General features: G+C 61.3%; 17 protein-coding genes and 1 pseudogene. 3 read left to right on the forward strand and 15 right to left on the reverse strand.

Annotation, left to right across the window (positions count from 1 at the left end; translation table 11 throughout):
- Positions 1–108 precede the first annotated feature (108 nt).
- The 4 genes from ACLH0I_RS06420 to plsB form a co-directional block, all read right to left on the reverse strand.
- A complete protein-coding gene (locus ACLH0I_RS06420) occupies positions 109–798 on the reverse strand; it encodes a DUF4197 domain-containing protein (protein WP_186705483.1) in 690 nt (229 codons plus the stop codon).
- Between the two features lie 30 nt (positions 799–828).
- The gene (locus ACLH0I_RS06425; RefSeq protein WP_411386597.1) at positions 829–1,233 is read right to left on the reverse strand and encodes a YbaY family lipoprotein; all 405 of its coding nucleotides are present in this window, start codon (positions 1,231–1,233) and stop codon (positions 829–831) included.
- Between the two features lie 170 nt (positions 1,234–1,403).
- The gene (locus ACLH0I_RS06430; RefSeq protein ID WP_250963598.1) at positions 1,404–1,706 is read right to left on the reverse strand and encodes a hypothetical protein; all 303 of its coding nucleotides are present in this window, start codon (positions 1,704–1,706) and stop codon (positions 1,404–1,406) included.
- A gap of 188 nt (positions 1,707–1,894) precedes the next feature.
- Entirely contained in the window at positions 1,895–4,393 is a 2,499-nt protein-coding gene (plsB, locus tag ACLH0I_RS06435; RefSeq protein ID WP_411386598.1) for a glycerol-3-phosphate 1-O-acyltransferase PlsB, read from the reverse strand.
- A gap of 250 nt (positions 4,394–4,643) precedes the next feature.
- Between plsB and ACLH0I_RS06440 the strand changes: the two genes are divergently transcribed.
- Positions 4,644–4,853: a cold shock domain-containing protein gene (locus ACLH0I_RS06440; protein ID WP_207965472.1), complete on the forward strand. Its 210-nt coding sequence runs from the start codon at positions 4,644–4,646 to the stop codon at positions 4,851–4,853.
- 215 nt (positions 4,854–5,068) lie between these two features.
- On the opposite strand, the gene ACLH0I_RS06445 is transcribed toward ACLH0I_RS06440, so the two are convergent.
- The 3 genes from ACLH0I_RS06445 to dapE all read right to left on the reverse strand — a co-directional run bounded on the left by ACLH0I_RS06445 (position 5,069) and on the right by dapE (position 7,486).
- Complete coding sequence (locus ACLH0I_RS06445; protein ID WP_250963596.1) at positions 5,069–5,446, reverse strand: hypothetical protein; 378 nt, start codon at positions 5,444–5,446, stop codon at positions 5,069–5,071.
- A 79-nt stretch (positions 5,447–5,525) separates the two neighbouring features.
- Positions 5,526–6,335, reverse strand: a complete 810-nt coding sequence (locus ACLH0I_RS06450) for a putative RNA methyltransferase (RefSeq protein WP_411386599.1) — start codon at positions 6,333–6,335, stop codon at positions 5,526–5,528.
- A complete protein-coding gene (gene dapE, locus ACLH0I_RS06455; RefSeq protein WP_411386600.1) occupies positions 6,335–7,486 on the reverse strand; it encodes a succinyl-diaminopimelate desuccinylase in 1,152 nt (383 codons plus the stop codon). Before dapE ends, ACLH0I_RS06450 begins: the two co-directional genes overlap by 1 nt.
- Positions 7,487–7,880: 394 nt before the next feature.
- Here dapE and tcdA point away from each other — a divergent pair, with 394 nt between their 5' ends.
- On the forward strand, positions 7,881–8,699 hold the full coding sequence (tcdA, locus tag ACLH0I_RS06460) for a tRNA cyclic N6-threonylcarbamoyladenosine(37) synthase TcdA (RefSeq protein WP_030139502.1): 819 nt from the start codon (positions 7,881–7,883) through the stop codon (positions 8,697–8,699).
- Positions 8,700–8,825: 126 nt separating this feature from the next.
- Here tcdA and ACLH0I_RS06465 read toward each other — a convergent pair whose 3' ends face one another.
- The 5 genes from ACLH0I_RS06465 to ACLH0I_RS06485 all read right to left on the reverse strand — a co-directional run bounded on the left by ACLH0I_RS06465 (position 8,826) and on the right by ACLH0I_RS06485 (position 12,726).
- Positions 8,826–9,230, reverse strand: a complete 405-nt coding sequence (locus ACLH0I_RS06465) for a SufE family protein (RefSeq protein ID WP_411386601.1) — start codon at positions 9,228–9,230, stop codon at positions 8,826–8,828.
- Entirely contained in the window at positions 9,227–10,432 is a 1,206-nt protein-coding gene (locus ACLH0I_RS06470) for an aminotransferase class V-fold PLP-dependent enzyme (RefSeq protein ID WP_411386602.1), read from the reverse strand. Before ACLH0I_RS06470 ends, ACLH0I_RS06465 begins: the two co-directional genes overlap by 4 nt.
- Positions 10,433–10,544: 112 nt before the next feature.
- Complete coding sequence (gene dapD, locus ACLH0I_RS06475) at positions 10,545–11,579, reverse strand: 2,3,4,5-tetrahydropyridine-2,6-dicarboxylate N-succinyltransferase (RefSeq protein ID WP_186705492.1); 1,035 nt, start codon at positions 11,577–11,579, stop codon at positions 10,545–10,547.
- A gap of 32 nt (positions 11,580–11,611) precedes the next feature.
- Positions 11,612–11,974 (reverse strand): ArsC family reductase, encoded by a 363-nt coding sequence (locus ACLH0I_RS06480; protein ID WP_186728925.1) that lies wholly within the window; start codon positions 11,972–11,974, stop codon positions 11,612–11,614.
- Between the two features lie 356 nt (positions 11,975–12,330).
- Positions 12,331–12,726, reverse strand: coding sequence for a type II toxin-antitoxin system PemK/MazF family toxin (locus tag ACLH0I_RS06485; RefSeq protein WP_411386603.1), 396 nt, complete (start codon positions 12,724–12,726; stop codon positions 12,331–12,333).
- Between the two features lie 483 nt (positions 12,727–13,209).
- On the opposite strand from ACLH0I_RS06485, the gene ACLH0I_RS06490 reads away from it, so the two are divergent.
- A complete protein-coding gene (locus tag ACLH0I_RS06490) occupies positions 13,210–13,569 on the forward strand; it encodes a DUF6124 family protein (RefSeq protein WP_250965969.1) in 360 nt (119 codons plus the stop codon).
- 376 nt (positions 13,570–13,945) lie between these two features.
- Here the strand turns inward: ACLH0I_RS06490 and ACLH0I_RS06495 are convergent.
- From ACLH0I_RS06495 to ACLH0I_RS06505, 3 genes and pseudogenes are all read right to left on the reverse strand, one after another.
- Positions 13,946–14,249 (reverse strand): annotated as a pseudogene (locus ACLH0I_RS06495) (Fis family transcriptional regulator).
- Positions 14,250–14,342: 93 nt separating this feature from the next.
- Positions 14,343–15,542, reverse strand: a complete 1,200-nt coding sequence (dapC, locus tag ACLH0I_RS06500; protein ID WP_411386604.1) for a succinyldiaminopimelate transaminase — start codon at positions 15,540–15,542, stop codon at positions 14,343–14,345.
- Between the two features lie 136 nt (positions 15,543–15,678).
- Entirely contained in the window at positions 15,679–18,381 is a 2,703-nt protein-coding gene (locus ACLH0I_RS06505; RefSeq protein WP_411386605.1) for a [protein-PII] uridylyltransferase, read from the reverse strand.
- Positions 18,382–18,413: the final 32 nt, after the last annotated feature.

An 18,413-nucleotide genomic window follows, 5' to 3' on the forward strand; every position in this document is an offset into this window, starting at 1 on the left:
TGCGCAGCCCAGCGGGAGCAAGCTCCCTCGCCACAGGATCGTGGTTTGTCAGATAGACAGTGTATTCATCGCGAGCAGGCTCGCTCCCACAGGGTTTTTGCGCTTGGCTTAGAGCGTACCGAACACTTTCTTCGCCAAACTGGTCGCCGCAGCCGCCGGGTTCTGGCGAATGGTGGCTTCCTGCTTGCCGATCATTTCGAACAAACCGTCCAGCGCCTGTTCGGTCACGTAGTTTTCGATGTTGGCGCTCTTGGCATCCAGCACGCCGAAAGTGGCGGCCTGGCCGGCGAAGGCATTGTATTGCTGGGCTAGGCCGACCTTGTCGGTGGCTTGCTTGACGATGGGCAGGAACTTGGCGCGGATCTGCTCGCGGCTGCTCTTGTTCAGGTATTGCGTGGCCGAGTCGTTGCCACCACTCAAGATGCCCTTGGCATCGCTCACGCTCATGTTCTTCACGGCATTGACCAGGATCGGCTGGGCCTGGACCACCGCGGCTTCGGCGGCCTGGTTCATGCTGGTTTCCAGTTGATCGACCTGCTCACCCATGCCGAAGGCCTTCATCTTGCTGGCAACTTTGCCCAGCTTGCCTGGCAGTTCGATCTTCACGTCCGGGTTGTTGCTGAAGCCGCCGGGAGTACCGAGTTGCTTGACCGCCACCTGCGCGCCTTGGGTCAAGGCGTCCTTGAGGCCACCCGTGGCATCTTGTTGCGACAGGTCGCCCAAGGACAGGGCCATGGCATTGGCGCAGATCAACAGGCCGGCACACAGGCCGGTGAAACGAAGGGTAGGGCGGAGCATGGCAGCTTCCTTGATGGAATTTAAAAGGAATCAGCGTGCGGCGTTGACGCGAATCTTCAACGGCTGCGGATCTTTGCCATCGAGTTGGACCGTATGCTGTTCAGTGGTGATGAACAGCAACTGGCCGTCCACTTCGATGCGGGCGTTCACGGCATAACGATGGCCGGGCTTGACCTGGTTGGCATCATAACTGAGGTGGAACGGCAACGGGACCTGGCCTTTGACCGGGCCGCTCTGCTCATCGAGCACCACCGCGGGAGCGTCGGCCAGGGAAACGTCCTGCAGGCTCACGCTCAAGGTGGCGTTGGGCGGCAGGGCGATGCGTTGCAGATAGAAGACTTCGCCATCGAGGGACGCGACGGGGGCGGCGGGTGGCGTTGATGATTGGCACGCGGCCAGCAGTGAAGTGAATGCAAGCAGAAGACATTTTTTCATGTGGAAGTACCTTTCCTTTGACGCCAGCAACACGCTGGCGCCAAAGAGAATCTGGAGGATTCGGCACCAAAAATCCAGCCGAAACGTAACGACTCAGATGTTGGGCGCGATCGGATGACCGGTTTCAATGGCTAATCGGAAGAATGCAGCTGTCTTGCACTTCGCTACAGTCATTGCGCTGAAAGCTGGACATCAACTTCCTGATCGCCGCCATTCCAGGTGAAGGTATGCTCGGCAGACAGGGAAGTGGGAGCGTAGCCGTCGATTCGCGCGCTCACAGTAAACTCTTCCTCTGGGCCAGCAACGTCGCTGTCAACGGTGAAGGTGACGATCCATGGCGTTTTCGGCGCTTGGTTGGAGCCGATACCGGCGGATGTACGAGGCGTTGTGAGAGTCACGTAAGTGCTGCCATTTCCAGGAGGTTGATAGCCGTCTGGCAGGTGAATGGTTGCGGTGATGGTATGCAGGTTCATGTTGAATTCCTTTTCAATACGTCGAGATTGACGTAAGCCCATCCTAGAGAGCTGCTCCAAAGTTCTCTGTAGGTCCTTTCTTCGTTTGACGTCACTTTGGCCGCTGCGCAACGTCGGAGTACGCCTGGGGATTGACCCACTCACTCACCGGAACCGTTCCATGGTTCACGGTGAGTGATCGGCATCCCTCAAAGGTTGGGGCTGACGGCAACTTCCGCCGCGTCTTCACTGCGATGCAACGCCACCTGGCGGATCGACAGGCGAATTTCCGCCGGCAGCACGCGCTTGGCCGCACCTTCGGCCAGTTCCCCCAGCAGCTCGTGGTAGCTGAGTTTGCCCGCCTCGTCGCGGCGCAGCACGTCGAGGTCGAGCATCGTCTGGATAAAGTGGCGGAACAGGCTCTTGTCGAAGAACTCCGGCGCATTCAGGCCATGCAGGATCGACAGGCGCTGGGCCATGACGGTGCAGAGGTCTTCCAGTTCTTCGGCGCTGACGGTGTTCTGGCCGCTGTTGAGCAGCAGCGAGACGGTCATGTAGAAGCGCTGCAAGGTCTGGGCGATGCTTTTCGACAGCAACGTCAGCAGCACGAAGTGCCGCGAACTTGGCGCCGGACGCAGGTACAGGTCGTTTTCGAAACGCAGCAGGCCCTGTTCGACGAACGCGTCGAGCCACTGATCGACCACGCCGTCCAGTTCTTCCAGCGACCAGCGAATGAACAGCTCCGATTGCAGGTACGGGTACAACGCATGGGTGTAGCGCAGGATTTGTTCGCGGCTCATGCGCGAGCTGCTCTGGAAGAAGCTCGCCAGCAGCGCCGGCAGGGCGAAGATGTGCAGCACGTTGTTGCGGTAGTAGGTCATCAGCACCGCGTTCTGCTCGTCCAGGTACAGAATCTTGCCCAGGGCATCGCTCTGTTCCGACAGCAGGTCCATGCCTTTGACGTGCTTGATCAGCGCTTGGCCATCGCCTTCGGGCAGGGTGGTGTGGGGCGAGTACGGGACTTTGCGCAACAACGCCAGGTACAAGTCGAGCACCCGGGCCATGGCGTGGTCGTCCAGGGCCAGGCGGCTGGTGGACAGCAGCGCCAGGGCGACGAGGTTGACCGGGTTGATGGCCGCGGCTTCGTTCAGGTGCCGGGCCACGCGTTCGCCGAGGCGGTGGGTGGTCGCGTTGAGCCAGGCCGGTTTGAATTGCGGGCCCAATTCCTGTTGGCGCCAATCCGGTTGTTCGCTGTCGAGGAATTCCGCCAGCTTGATGGGTTCGCCGAAGTTCACCGCCACCTGGCCGAAGCGCTGCTTGAGGGCGCCGATGACCTTGAAGATGTCGAAGATCGATTCTTTTTTCTTGCTGGCCCCGCGCAGTTCGCCCAGGTAGGTACGGCCTTCCAGTACCCGTTCATAACCGATGTAGACCGGCACGAAGACGATGGGCATGCGTGACGAACGCAGGAAGCTGCGCAGGGTGATGGCGAGCATGCCGGTCTTGGGTTGCAGCATGCGCCCGGTGCGCGAACGACCGCCCTCGACGAAGTATTCCACCGGAAAGCCTTTGGTGAACAGCGTGTGCAGGTATTCGTTGAACACCGCGGTGTAAAGCGGGTTGCCCTTGAAGGTGCGGCGCATGAAAAACGCCCCGCCACGGCGCAGCAGGCCGCCGATCACTGGCATGTTGAGGTTGATGCCGGCAGCGATGTGCGGTGGCGTCAGGCCGTTGCGAAACAGCAGGTATGACAGCAGCAGGTAGTCGATGTGGCTGCGGTGGCACGGCACATAGATGACTTCGTGGCCCTGGGCGACGTTCTGCACGCCTTCGATGTGGTTGACCTTGATGCCGTCGTAGATCTTGTTCCAGAACCAGCTCAGCACCACTTCCAGGAAACGGATCGCGGTGTAGGTGTAGTCCGAGGCGATCTCGTTGCCGTAGCGCAGGGCCTGGGCCTTGGCTTTTTCCGGGGAGATCTTTTCCCGCTCGGCTTCCTCGGCAATCGCCTGCTTGACCAGCGGCTGGTTCAACAGGCCCTTGACCAGATGACGTCGGTGGGAAATGTCGGGGCCGATGACCGCCGCCTTCAGATTGCGGAAGTGCACCCGCAGGATCCGCTGGGCCATGCGCACGGTGCGTTCGTGGCCCTTGTCGTGTTCGATCAATTCGCGCAGGTGGATCGGCGCGGAGAATTGCACGCGGGTCTTGCGCCCCAGGATCATGATGCTCAGCAGGCGACGCAGGCGCCCGGTAACGGCCCAGCTGTCGGCGAACAACAGTTTCCAAGGGCTGGATTCGCTGTCCGGCGACTGCCCCCAGAACACGCTGACCGGGATGATCTGTGCATCCTCGGCGGCGTTGTGGGTCAGGGCGTCGACCAGCCGCGTCAGGGTGGGCGGCGCACCGCGCTTGTCCTGGCGCCCGATCCAGTCTGGCGCTGGCGTCAGGTAGAAAAACGCCGCCGGCTCCAGCAGGTTGCCCACCGAGACCGGCAGCACCGGACGGGGCAGGCCGGCCTTGGTGCATTCGGTGTCGAGCACCGCCAGGTCGGTGAGCGATGGATCTTGCAGGACGTAGAACACCGGACGACTGCGGTCGAGGTTGAGGGTGAAGGACGACTGGTTGATCGTCTCGGAGCGAACCCAGAGGTACAACAGTCGGCGCAGGGTGCCAAACACAAGACGGCGGAACGGGGAGCGGGTCATACGGCTTCTGCATGAGTGAATAAAACCGAGCGGCTGCTCGGGCCCGCTAGTGTGCCGGATTCATCGAAAATCGGCAAAAAAGCGCCGAAGTAAAGTCAGTTGAGAGTTTTTCCGGGTGTCATATACTCGGCCGGTTACTGCTCCGGCCTTCTCCATGGACGGTCGGACGGTGGCTTGGGTTCGTGCGGCTTTGACTTTTGCGGTTGGGCGGGAAAAGCCGACTTAATAATAAGAGATGGGAGTGAGCATCATGGCAGCACGGGAAACCGGCAGTGTGAAGTGGTTCAACGACGCGAAGGGTTACGGCTTCATCCAGCGTGAAGGCAGCGCGGATGTATTCGTGCACTACCGCGCGATTCGCGGCGAAGGCCACCGTTCACTGACTGAAGGCCAGCAGGTCGAGTACGCGGTGGTGGAAGGGCAGAAGGGCTTGCAGGCTGAGGATGTGGTGGGGTTGTAACCCGCATTTGCTAGCTATACAAAACCCATTGTGGGAGCGAGCTTGCTCCCACAGTTTTGAATGGGGTGCCACATAGTTCGTGCCCACCACATATCCCCTGTGGGAGCGAGCTTGCTCGCGATGACGGCGTTACATTCAACATCACCGTCTCAGGCAGACCGCTATCGCGAGCAAGCTCGCTCCCACAGGGGGCTTCGGTGGGCTGGGAGTCAGCGTTACGCCGTCTTCCAGGTAATCTCTTCTTCCCCATCGGTGCTGATGCGAATCCAGCGGTCCGCCGATTCTTCTCCTTCTTCTTCCACCCAGGAGCCAGGCGCGCAGCGCACTTCGACGTTCAGCGCGGCGAAGGCGGCGCGGGCGCAGGCGATGTCGTCTTCCCACGGGGTCTGGTCGCTTTCCAGGTACAGGCTGTTCCATTTGCCCACGGCCTTGGGCAGCCAGGTCACCGGGATGTTGCCGGCCTTGCACTTGTAGGTCTGGCCTTTCTGTACCCAGTCGCTGCAAGGGCCCAGGGCCTGGCCGAGCCAGTTGGCAATGGCCTTGTGGTCGACGTCGGCGTCCTTCAGGTAAATCTCGATATCGGGTTGGCGCATGGATGTCCTCGCTGCGGTCTTGAAAAATCCATTCGCGGATTTAACTGGCCCCAGGCGATTGCCCGAGGCCTAAAGGTCATTATTGAAGAATGAAATAATCGTAGCGCATCGACACCGTGACTTCGAACGGCTCGGCCTGCTCGATCACGCTGGCACGGCGTTCGGCACTGGCGCGCCAGCCATGGGGCGTCATCGCCAGCAGGTTGGCGCGGTCCTGGCCATCGGTGAGCACCAGTTTGAATTCGAGGGTTTCGCTGTGATCCAGCTCCATGCCCGGTGGTACCAGAGCCAGGTGCTTATCGTCGGTGTATTCGCGCACTTCGTCGTAGAGACGCTCGCGCAATTCCATCAGGTGACCGGCGGTGGGGCCGACTTTCATCAGTCCGCCGCCGGGGCTGAGCAAGCGCTTGGCCTCCTGCCAGTCCAGCGGGCTGAAAACGCTGGCCAGGAACTGGCAACAGCCGTCCGCCAGTGGCACCCGGGCCATGCTGGCGATCAACCAGGTCAGTTGCGGGTTACGCTTGCAGGCTCGTTTGACTGCTTCGCGGGAGATGTCCAAGGCATAGCCATCGGCATTGGGCAGCGCTTCGGCAATTTGCGCGGTGTAGTAGCCTTCACCGCAACCGATGTCGAGCCAGCGCCCAGGCGCGCGTTCGGCGGCCAACTCGGCCAGGCGCCGGGCGACCGGGGCGTAATGCCCGGCGTTGAGAAAGTCGCGGCGAGCCTCGACCATCGCCTGGTTGTCGCCAGGGTCGCGGCTGTTCTTGTGCTGCACCGGCAGCAGGTTCAGGTAACCCTGCCGCGCACGGTCGAACCGATGCCCGGCCGGGCACACCACGCCGTTGTCCACTGCGTTCAGCGGTTCACTGCAGATCGGGCAGGCGAGCATCAGGCGAGCAACTTGATCAGCGTCTTGTAGTAGATCTCGGTGAGCACGTCGAGATCGGCGGCCAGCACACGCTCGTTGACTTGGTGGATGGTCGCGTTGACCGGCCCCAGTTCTACCACTTGCGTGCCCATGGTGGCGATGAAACGACCGTCGGACGTGCCGCCGCTGGTGGAGGCTTTGGTCTCGCGGCCGGTCACGTCCCTGATGCTCGACGACACGGCGTCCAGCAAGGCACCCGGCTCAGTGAGGAATGGCAGGCCGGACAAGGCCCAGTCGATGTGCCAGTCCAGTTGATGCTTGTCGAGGATATCGGCGACGCGCTGTTGCAGGCCTTCGACGGTGGATTCGGTGGAGAAGCGGAAATTGAACACCGCCTCCAGGTCACCGGGGATCACGTTGGTCGCACCGGTGCCGGAGTTGAGGTTGGAGATCTGGAAACTGGTCGGCGGGAAGAAATCGTTGCCGTGGTCCCAGTGCTCGGCGGCCAATTCAGCCAGGGCCGGCGCGGCCAGATGGATCGGGTTCTTCGCCAGGTGTGGATAAGCCACGTGGCCTTGCTTGCCGCGTACGGTCAGCTTCGCGCCGAGGGAGCCGCGACGACCATTCTTGACCACGTCGCCCACCAACGTGGTACTCGACGGCTCGCCGACGATGCACCAGTCCAGTCGTTCCTGGCGGGCCTTGAGGCGTTCGACCACGGCTTTGGTGCCGTGGTGGGCCGGGCCTTCTTCATCGCTGGTGATCAGGAAAGTCAGCGAGCCCTTGTGATCCGGGTAATCGGCGACGAACCGCTCGGCCGCCACGACCATCGCCGCCAGGCTGCCTTTCATGTCCGCCGCGCCACGACCGCAGAGCATGCCCTGTTCGTCGATGACCGCATCGAACGGGTCGAGCTGCCAGGCCTGCACCGGACCGGTCGGCACCACGTCGGTGTGCCCGGCGAAGCACAGCACCGGGCCGTCATGCTTGCCATGGCTGGCCCAGAAGTTATCCACATCCTCGATGCGCATCGGCTCAAGCTTGAAACCGGCGTCGCCCAGGCGCTGCATCATGATGTTTTGGCAATCGGCATCCACCGGCGTCACGGACGGACGGCGGATCAGGTCGCAGGCGAGTTGCAGGGTCGGCGAGAGGTCGGCGTGGGCCGTCATGAAAAACTCCGGAAGCTGGAAAGGAGATCGCAGTCCCTGTGGGAGCGGGCTTGCTCGCGAAGCTCTTAGCGTCAGTGATGACGCCTTCGCGAGCAAGCCCGCTCCCACAGGTCCTGAGTTCGACCGTTGGATGGTATTCGGCCGACGCTTACAAAATGGCGGTTATCTTATAGCAAAACGACCCTCATGGGCCCCTGGCGGGGGACAGGTGGAACACAAAACCTGTGGGAGCGAGCTTGCTCGCGATGGCGGTGGATCAGTCGATACTCTATTGACTGGACTGACGCCATCGCGAGCAAGCTCGCTCCCACAAGGGGAAATTGGTGGGATTCGATTCGCGAACAGCTCGAATTGCCACGGCAAAGCCCTATAATGCGCGCCGGTTTTTGGGGTAATGGTCATGAGTACAGAAGATCCACGGTTTGCCGGCATCGCCCGTTTGTATGGCATCGAAGGCCTGGAGCGCCTGCGGGCGGCCCATGTGGCGATTGTCGGCGTCGGCGGCGTCGGTTCCTGGGCGGCGGAAGCCATTGCCCGTTGCGGCGTGGGCGAGATTTCGCTGTTCGACCTGGACGATGTCTGCGTGAGCAACGCCAACCGTCAGTTGCACGCCCTGGACAGCACCGTCGGCAAGCCCAAGGTCGAGGTCATGGCCGAGCGACTGCGCGGGATCAACCCCGACTGCACGGTGCACGCGGTGGCGGACTTCGTCACCCGCGACACCATGGCCGAGTACATCACGCCGAACATCGATTGCGTGATCGACTGCATCGACAGCGTCAACGCCAAGGCCGCGCTGATCGCCTGGTGCAAGCGCCGCAAGATCCAGATCATCACCACCGGAGGCGCGGGTGGGCAGATCGACCCGACGCTGATCCAGGTCTGCGACTTGAACCGTACGTTCAACGATCCGCTGGCCTCCAAGGTGCGCTCCACCTTGCGCCGCGACTACGGCTTTTCCCGCACCGTGACCCGCCACTACAGCGTGCCTTGCGTGTTCTCTACCGAACAACTGCGCTACCCGAAGCCGGACGGCAGCATTTGCCTGCAAAAGAGTTTTGTCGGTGACGGCGTCAAGCTCGACTGCGCGGGTGGGTTTGGCGCGGTGATGATGGTCACGGCGACGTTCGGCATGGTCGCGGCGACCAAGGCTGTGGATAAGATCGTGGCGGGTGTGCGACGGCCGGCGGATCGGGTCAAGCCCGGGCAGTAATGCAACGCTGCTCACTAAGGGAGTGGTGAACCTGTGGCGAGGGAGCTTGCTCCCGCTGGACTGCGCAGCAGTCCCCATTTTCATGAGCGCTTCGCACTCAAGCGGGAGCAAGCTCCCTCGCCACAGTTATTGCGTCAGCTCAAACATCCGCTTCAATACCGCATTCAAGCCATTGCTGCGCGACGGCGACAGCTGCCGCGACAACCCCAACTGATTGAACCAATCCGACAAATCCACCTGCTGCAACTCATCAGCGGACAAGCCATTGACCCGCGCCAGCAACAACGCCACCAGCCCTCGGATCAACCGCGCATCGCTGCTGGCGGAAAACTGCCAGTGCCCGTCGTGCAAGCGACCCACCAACCACACCTGGCTCTCACAGCCGTGGACGAGGTTGGCCTCGCACTGGTCGGCGTCGCTCAGGGGCGGCAGGCGTTCGCCCCATTGCATCAGCAGACGGGCCCGTTGTTCCCAGCTGGAGGCTTCCCGAAAAATCTGCAATGCGGTGAGGGCGTCGGCGGGCAGGCTCATCGCAGCATCTCCAAGGCCTGGTCCAGGGCTTCGAAGAAACGTTCGAGATCGGCGGAGTCGTTGTACAGCGCCAGCGACACCCGAATCGCCCCGGACAGCTTCAAATGCTTGAACAGCGGCATTGCGCAGTGATGCCCGGCGCGCACGGCGATGCCTTGCTCGGTCAGCAGGTGCGCCAGGTCGGCGTTGTGGATACCTTCGACCACGAAGCTGACCAGGGCCAGGCGTGGGTTGCCGACCAGGCGCACGCCGTTGCGCGCCAGCAGGCCGCTAATCAAATAGTCGTGCAACGCTGTTTCATGGTCGATGACCGCTTGCCCGTCGAGACCGGACAGGTAGTCGAGTGTCGCCCCCAGGCCAATCACGCTGGCGATGGGCGGTGTGCCGGCCTCGAAACCCAGCGGCGCCGGGCGGAAGGTGGCGCTGTGGTAATCGGCTTGCTGGACCATTTCGCCGCCAAATTGCCAGTGACGCAGTTTGCTGAGCGCTTCGGTGCGACCGAACAACGCCCCCAGGCCTTCGGGGCCGTACAGCTTGTGACTGGAAAATACATAGAAATCGCAGCCCAGTGCTTCCACATCGTGGCGGCCATGGACGACACCCTGGGCGCCATCGATCACCGTCAGCGCATCTTGCGCCTTGGCCATCGCCAGCAATGCCGGCAATGGCTGCCAGGTGCCGAGGACGTTGGATAACTGGCTCACGGCCAGCAAGCGCGTGCGCGGCCCGATCAGCTCGGCGGCGGCATGGGTATCGATCACCCCATCGGCATCCAGCGGCAGCACTACGAGCTTCAACGCGCGACGCTCGGCCAGTTGCTGCCAAGGCAACAGGTTGGCGTGATGCTCCAGGGCGCTGACAACAATTTCATCGCCAGGGTTGAACAGATGTTCCAGTCCGTAGGCGAGCAGGTTCAACGCCGAAGTGGCGCCATGGGTGAAAACGATCTGTCCGCAGTCCCTCGCGTTGAGCCATTGCGAAACCTTGAGGCGACTGTCTTCGAATGCCTGGGTGGCCAGCGCTCCGGGCAAATGTTGCGCACGGTGCACGTTGGCCGCGCCGTTGGCGTAATAGTGCGTCAGGGCGTCCAGCAGGGCTTGGGGTTTTTGCGTGGTGGCGGCGCTGTCCAGGTAGGTCTGGCCTTGCCGTTGCAGGGCGGCGATGGCCGGGAAGTCGGCGCGCCAAGGGGATTGGATCAACATGCTTTCGGGCCCTGCTGGAGTTACGCCGGACCCTGTGGGAGCTGGCTTTTTTTGTGGGAGCAAGCTTTGCTCCCACAAAAAAAGCTCGCCCCCACAGGTGAGGGAGTGAAGCTTAGTTGTGAGCGTGCAGTGCTTCGTTCAGCTCGATGGCCGACTTATGCGTCTTGCATTCCACTGCACCGGTTTCGGAGTTGCGGCGGAACAACAGGTCGGGCTGGCCGGCCAAGTCGCGGGCCTTGACCACTTTCACCAGTTGGTTATTTTCGTCCAGCAGCTTCACTTTGGTGCCGGCGGTCACGTACAGGCCCGACTCCACGGTGTTGCGGTCGCCCAGCGGGATACCGATGCCGGCGTTGGCGCCGATCAGGCAGCCTTCGCCCACCTTGATCACAATGTTGCCGCCGCCCGACAGGGTGCCCATGGTCGAGCAACCGCCGCCCAGGTCCGAGCCTTTGCCGACGAACACGCCCGCCGAGACACGGCCTTCGATCATGCCCGGGCCTTCGGTGCCGGCGTTGAAGTTGACGAACCCTTCGTGCATGACCGTGGTGCCTTCGCCCACATAGGCGCCCAGGCGCAGGCGCGCGGCATCGGCGATACGCACGCCGGCCGGGACAACGTAGTCGGTCATTTTCGGGAATTTATCCACCGAGAACACTTCCAGCAGCTCGCCGCGCAGGCGGGCTTCGAGCTGGTGCTCGGCCAGTTCGGCCAGGTCGATCGCGCCCTGGCTGGTCCAGGCCACGTTCGGCAGCAGCGGGAAAATGCCGGCCAGGTTCAGGCCGTGGGGCTTGACCAGGCGATGGGACAACAGGTGCAGCTTGAGGTAGGCCTCAGGCGTGGAGCTCAGTTGGGCATCTTCGGCCAGCAGGGTGGCGACCAGTGGCTTGTGGCTTTCGGCCAGGCGGGTCAGCAGCTTGGCCTGCGCGGCATCGACGTTCCGGAGTGCCTCAGCCAATTGCGAGGCCTGGGCGGTGGTGAAGGTGATGGCCTGGTTGCCTTCGCTGTAGCCCAGGATCGGCGCGATAGCGGCAACGATCTCAGCCGACGGCTTGAGCATCGGCTGTGCGTAGAACACCTCCAGCCAGGCGCCTTCACGGTTTTGGGTGCCGACGCCGAAGGCCAGGCTGAACAGGGTAGTGGACATGAAATTACCTCTACAAAATGGACTGGGCAGGCTTACTTGATCTCTGCCGCATAAATATCTGGCTTGAAGCCAATCAGGGTTCGGTCACCGAGATCGAGCACCGGGCGCTTGATCATCGAGGGTTGGGCGAGCATCAGTTCGATGGCTTTCGTCTGGTCGAGATCGGCTTTGCGTTCGTCGTCGAGTTTGCGAAAGGTCGTACCGGCACGGTTCAACACCACTTGCCAGCCATGCTCGTCGCACCATTGGGTCAGGTGCTCACGGTCGATGCCGGCGGTCTTGTAATCGTGAAAGTCATAGTGCACAGCGTGATCATCGAGCCAGGTGCGCGCCTTTTTCATCGTGTCACAGGCTTTGATGCCGAAAAGGTGCAACGTTTTGCTTGAATCGGTCAAGGAACTGCCCCCTTTGCAGGTGCTGGAAATAAAAGGTGAAGGATTATGCCATGACCGGACGGTTTCGCGGCGGCCCAGGTTTATGTGCAGCAAAACCTGTGGGAGCGAGCTTGTGGGAGCAAAGCTTGCTCGCGATACCGGCGACACGGTTCAACTGCAACACTGTGCCATCGTTCATCGCGAGCGAGCTTTGCTCCCACAGGCTCATTCCACAGGGCAAGCTGCGACATTGGTACAACGGCCAGGCCCATGCTAGGCGGTTAATATGGCACTTCAACGGCGAGCTGTTGCCGGATGTGTAACGCTTATTGCGTTCGGAGCGAGGTGAAATCTGGAGTTGATCATTAGAGGCTGGGTCAGAGCGGAAGGTAAGCCTTCACACCGGTGATCACGCCTTGCATGTCTTCAGAGCCCAGGCGAGGAACAAAGTACTCTCGACCCTTGGATCGAGTCTTTCTGTGTAGCTTATCCAGACGTTCAAAACTCACGGTATAGATCATGTCGCACTTTACCCACAGTTCTTTGTAGCCATCGGACTGGAGGGGATTGGTGCGGAGCAGGTGATGCCAGTCCTGCTGAGTCTGTGGCGTTGTGGAGGAAATCGGTACCACGGTACAGAGCTTGCGACTATGTGTGACAGTGGGGGAGATCACCACCACCTTGCGGATCTTCAACATTTCAGGCGCAACAAAGCCCCGCGTGAAGTCGCAAAGAAGAACATCACCTTGCTTGGGATGGTAATAAAGAGGCATTCCTTATCCTCATGAAAAAGCAAAGCCGCCCGAAGGCGGCTTCAATCGACACGCAGTTGAGCTTGCTTCGCCCTTTCTGCGCCGCTGGGTCAACCCCGAGAGGGACCCAGACTCCTGCCAGCTCTCGCTGGTGACGGGGTCGATTATGGCTACCGGCGATAGCGAATTCAAGCCAGCTTGAACCCTCGTAACAGGGTTAAATGAGGTCTGTCGGTGTACAACGTTAGCGAAATCAAAGGCTTGGCGTTCGCGGTACGTTTTATGTCATTTCTTGTCTGAGCAGACAGATTGTCGTCTGTCAGACGCACCGAAGTTTCCGACAAGTTTTTAAGGTTGTCCGTCGGAAGCGAGGGCTCTAGCCTCTGGGTGTCGCTGCCAATTCAGCGACCGGACGTGAGAATCCGAACATCTCTAGGGGCACGGGCTTGTGCACAATCCAAGTGCAGGTCTTTACATCTTCAGCTCTAGGGAGCAAGCAATTCGATGAACAAAGAACCCCAAAATCCACCAAAACCTGCCTCCACCTTCCCTTACGGCGATTACGCCCCCGAAAAGCTGCAAGAAGCCGCTGACCGTGTGCTGGATCAATATCTCAAACCTGAGGACAGCAAGTCAGAACCCAAGCCCTCAGTGCAGTTATTCACTGTTGCTGACGGTATCGACACCGAAGTGTTGCTGGCCAACCTCAGCGAAACCCTGGCTTCGGCCAATGCGATGCTCAATGACCTTGCCTTCGATCAGGACGGCTCGCGACGACATGTAGCGTTGGGGGTGGCCCAGATGATTGAGTTGGGGATGTTGTTGGCGAACAAGTGCCTGGATCGGGTAGAGCTTCGGACTTGATGTAATAAATGCCGGCCTCATCGCGAGCAAGCTTTGCTTCCACAGGATCTGGTGCCGATCACCTGTTTTGTGAACAACACCCATCCACTGTGGGAGCGAGCTTGCTCGCGAAGACGTAGGCCCATCCAACATGAATGCAAGCTGAACCACCGCTTTCGCGAGCAAGCTCGCTCCCACAGGGTATTTGTGGTGTTTACAGATATGGGGGGCGACACCAAACCCCTGTGGCGAGGGAGCTTGCTCCCGCTGGGCTGCGAAGCGGCCCTGAAACCGGGCAGCGCGATATGTCAGGCAGATTGAGTTGATTGCTTTGGGGCCGCTACGCGGCCCAGCGGGAGCAAGCTCCCTCGCCACAACAGCGCTGAGGCAACAGCGCTTATGCGTGAGCCTCTTCCTGCTCAGGAACCAGACACACTTCCACTCTCTGACCCAACGCACGTGCCGCGCTAGCAGGCGTTGCCAGCGTCATTCCCGCATCGTTCTGATTCAGTGTTCGGCCAACAGCGGTGCGACTACTGAGCATCCGCTGTGTCAGGACCTTTTTGATCACTTTCTGACGCGTCATCTGCCTCGGTCATCTGCCAAGAAATGACGCGATTGAAGGCCGTTACGCAAACCTCTTCTGCGATGCCTTGCTCGGCGAGAAAGTCGTCAAAGTCAGATCCGATGTGCTTGTTCATTCTAAGTGACTCGGTCGGTATAGACGTTGTTGGGGCTGCTACGCAGCCCAGCGGGAGCAAGCTCCCTCGCCACAACAGCCCTCGATATGGCCATCAACCCCGACGCTGGATGAACGCGCGGATTCGCTCCGCCGCTTCCACGCATTCGGCCAATGGCGCGACCAGGGCCATGCGCACGCGGCCGGCGCCTGGGTTGACGCCGTCCACGTCGCGGGAGAGGTAGGAACCCGGCACGACGGTCACGTGCTCCTGTTCGAACAGGTCACGGCAAAACGCTGCGTCGTCGCCCGCCACGTTCGGCCACAGATAGAAGCTGCCATCGGGGCGTTGCACGTCCAGCACTGGGCTGAGGGTTTCCAGCACGGCGTCGAACTTTTCCCGGTACAGCGCGCGGTTGGCGCGGACGTGCACTTCGTCGTTCCACGCGGCAATGCTTGCCAGTTGGGTTTGGACCGGCATCGCGCAGCCGTGGTAGGTGCGATACAGCAGGAAGCCCTTGAGGATGTCCGCGTCACCCGCCACGAAACCGGAGCGCAGGCCGGGCAGGTTGGAGCGCTTGGAGAGGCTGTGGAAGACCACGCAGCGCTTGAAGTCCTTGCGACCGAGTTCGACGCAAGCGGTGAGCAGGCCTGGCGGCGGGGTTTGTTCGTCGAAGTAGAGTTCGCTGTAGCACTCGTCCGAGGCGATGACGAAGTCATATTCATCCGCCAGGGCGATGAGTTTCTTCAGCACATCCACCGGGATCAGCGCACCGGTCGGGTTGCCCGGGGAGCACAGGAACAGGATCTGGCAGCGTTTCCAGATGTCCGGCGAGACGGCATCGAAATCCGGGTTGAAGCCGTTCGCGTCCAGGCACGGCAGGTAGTGCGGCTTGGCCCCGGCCAGGAACGCCGCGCCTTCGTAGATCTGGTAGAACGGGTTCGGGCTGACCACCAAGGCGTCGTCGCCCCGGTTGACCACGGTCTGGGTGAAGGCGAACAGGGCTTCACGGGTGCCATTGACCGGCAGCACGTGGCGCGCCGGGTCGAGCCAGCCGCTTGGCACATTGAAGCGGCGCTCGCACCAGCCGGTGATGGCTTCACGCAGCTCCGGGATGCCGAGGGTAGTCGGGTACACGGCCATCTTTTCCAGATTGCTGGCCAGGGCCTCGGCCACGAAGCTTGGCGAGCGATGCTTGGGCTCGCCGATGGACAGAGCGATTGGGCGCTTGTCCGGGTTGGGGGTGACGCTGCCGAGCAGGGCGCGGAGTTTTTCGAACGGGTAGGGCTGGAGCTGGTTCAGAGCGTTGTTCATTGAGGGCCTCGTCAATGTGGGCGCGGTCCTTGTGGGAGCGAGCTTGCTCGCGATAGCGGTGGCTCAGGCAACATCAATCTGGATGTTCCGACGCCATCGCGAGCAAGCTCGCTCCCACAGGGGGAAATTTGTTGATTCAGATGCTGATGCGTGTCAGGTGGGCATCAGGTTCCTGGTTGACGCTCAGGTGCTGCACGATCGCTTCCTGCAAGCGGCTGCACAGTTGCGGATCGGACAACGGCTGGTTGTGAGCGTCGGTAATGAAAAATACGTCTTCCACCCGTTCGCCGAGGGTGGCGATCTTGGCGTTTTGCAGCGACAGGTCGAACTCCAGGAAGATATGGCCGACCCGCGCCAGCAGGCCCGGGCGATCCGGCGCGCTGAGTTCCAGCACCGTGACCTGGCGCTGGGCGTCGTTGTGGATCGTCACCTGGGGGGCAAAGGCGAAATGCTTGAGCTGGCGCGGCACCCGGCGCTGGATGATGGTCGGGTAGTCCGCCGGGTTGCGCAGGGCCTCGGTGAGGCCGTCGCGAATCTGCTTGACCCGCGCCGGGTTGTCGCCAATCGAGTCGCCGTCGGTGTCGAGCACGATGTAGGTGTCGAGGGTGAACTGGCTGGTGGACGTAATGACCCGGGCGTCATGAATGTTGAGGTTGAGCTGGTCCATCGCCGCCACCGTCACCGCGAAGAAGTCGTGCTGGTCCGGGGCGTAGATGAAGATCTGCGTACCGCCCTCGAACTCACGCTGGGTGGTTTCCTTGATCAGCACCAGCGGCCCGCCATCGGCCGGTTGCTGCAGGATCGCGTCGCTGTGCCAGGCCACGTCGCCGGCGGTGTGGCGCAGGAAGTAATCATCGCCCAATTGCGACCAGAGCTGCTCGACATCGTCCGGGTCGGTGCCGCCGCGGACCAGGATGTCCAGGGCTGCGCTTTGGGTGCGACGGATCTGTTCTTCGCGGTCCACCGGGTTTTCCAGGCCGCGGCGCAAGGCCCGCTTGGTCTCGGTGTAGAGCTGGCGCAACAGGCTGGCGCGCCAGGAGTTCCACAGGGTCGGGTTGGTGGCGTTGATATCGGCGACGGTCAGCACATAGAGATAATCCAGGCGGATTTCGTCGCCAACGGTCTGGGCGAAGTCATGGATGACCTGTGGATCGGACAAGTCCTTGCGCTGGGCGGTGGTCGACATGACCAAATGGTTCTGCACCAGCCAGACGATCAGCCGGCTGTCCCACAGGGGCAGTTGATGGCGCTGGCAGAACGCCTCGGCGTCCACCGCGCCGATCTCGGAGTGATCGCCCTGGCGGCCCTTGCCAATGTCGTGGTACAGCCCAGCCATGTAGATCAGCTCGGGCTTGGGCAGCTTGCCCATGAGCTTGCTGGCCAGTGGGAATTTCTCCGACACCTGGGTGTACTGCAACTTACGCAGGTGCTTGATCAGGTTCAACGTGTGGGCATCGACCGTATAAATGTGGAACAGGTCGTGCTGCATCTGCCCGACGATGAAGCCGAACTCCGGCAGGTAGCGCCCGAGGATCCCGTAGCGGTTCATCCGGCGCAGGTTGCGGTGCACGCCGATCTTGCATTTGAACAGCTCGATGAACAGGCTGGTGTTGCGGATGTCGTGACGGAAATCTTCATCGATCAGATGACGGTTTTCCCGCAGCAGGCGGATGGTATCGGCGCGTACACCCTTGATTTCCGGCTGCTGGGCCATGAGCACGAAAATCTCGAGCATGGCGAAGGGCGTGCGGCGAAACACGTTGGCGTTACGCGCTTCGATGTAGCCGTCGTGCAACTGAAAACGTGAGTTGATCGGCAGCGGCGGTTCTTCGTCCTCCGGGGCGAGGATGACTTCCTCGAAGTGCTGGATGATCAGTTCGCTGAGCTGGGCGATGCTCATCACTACCCGGTAGTACTGCTGCATGAAGTTTTCGATGGATTGCTTGGCGTCCTGCCCCTCGAAACCCAGCAGTCCGGCGATGGAGCGCTGGTGATCGAACAGCAGGCGGTCCTCGGAGCGCCCGGCGAGCATGTGCAGGGCGTAGCGGACCTTCCACAGGAATTCCTGGGACGAGGCCAGCAAGGCGTTTTCGCTTTCCACCAGGAAACCTTCCCCGGCCAGGGCGCGCAGGTTCAGCGTGCCGTACTGGCGGCGGGCGACCCACAGGATCGTCTGGATGTCCCGCAGCCCGCCGGGCGAGCCCTTGACGTTGGGTTCCAGGTTGTATTCGGTGTCGTTGTACTTGTGGTGACGGGCCTTCTGCTCGGCGTGCTTGGCCAGGAAAAAGTCCTTGCTGGGCCACATGTGCGCCGTGCTGGTGACATCGAGCATGCGCTGGCGCAGGTGCTCGGGGCCGGCAACGGTGCGGCTTTCCATCAGGTTGGTGATCACTGTCAGGTCGGCGCGGGCCTCGTCGGCGCATTCCTGCACCGAACGCACGCTCTGGCCGACTTCCAGGCCGATGTCCCACAACAGCGTCAGGAAGCGCTCGATGGAGTCGCGGAAAATTTCATGATCGGCGCTGTCCAGCAGGATCAGCAGGTCGATGTCGGAGTAGGGGTGCAGCTCGCCGCGCCCATAGCCGCCCACCGCCACCAGGGCGATGTCGGCATCCTCGCTCCAATCGAACTGCTCCCAGGCCTTTTGCAGGATGTTATCGACGAACCAGGCGCGGTCCTCGATCAGCCGACGAATGTCCCGGCCATTGCGAAAGCGCTGGTCGAGCACTTCGTGGGCCTGGCGGATGGCCTTCTTGAATGCCGAGATGGGGCTTGCCTTCAGGGCCAGTTCAGCCTGGAACTGGCCGCGGTCGAAGAGTTCGGGATCCACCTGCGGCATTGAATGGCTTTCCTTTCTATCTATATCTGTTG

Source organism: Pseudomonas sp. MPB03 (genome assembly GCF_046605385.1).
In the GTDB taxonomy this organism is placed as follows: Bacteria; Pseudomonadota; Gammaproteobacteria; order Pseudomonadales; family Pseudomonadaceae; genus Aquipseudomonas; species Aquipseudomonas zanjanensis.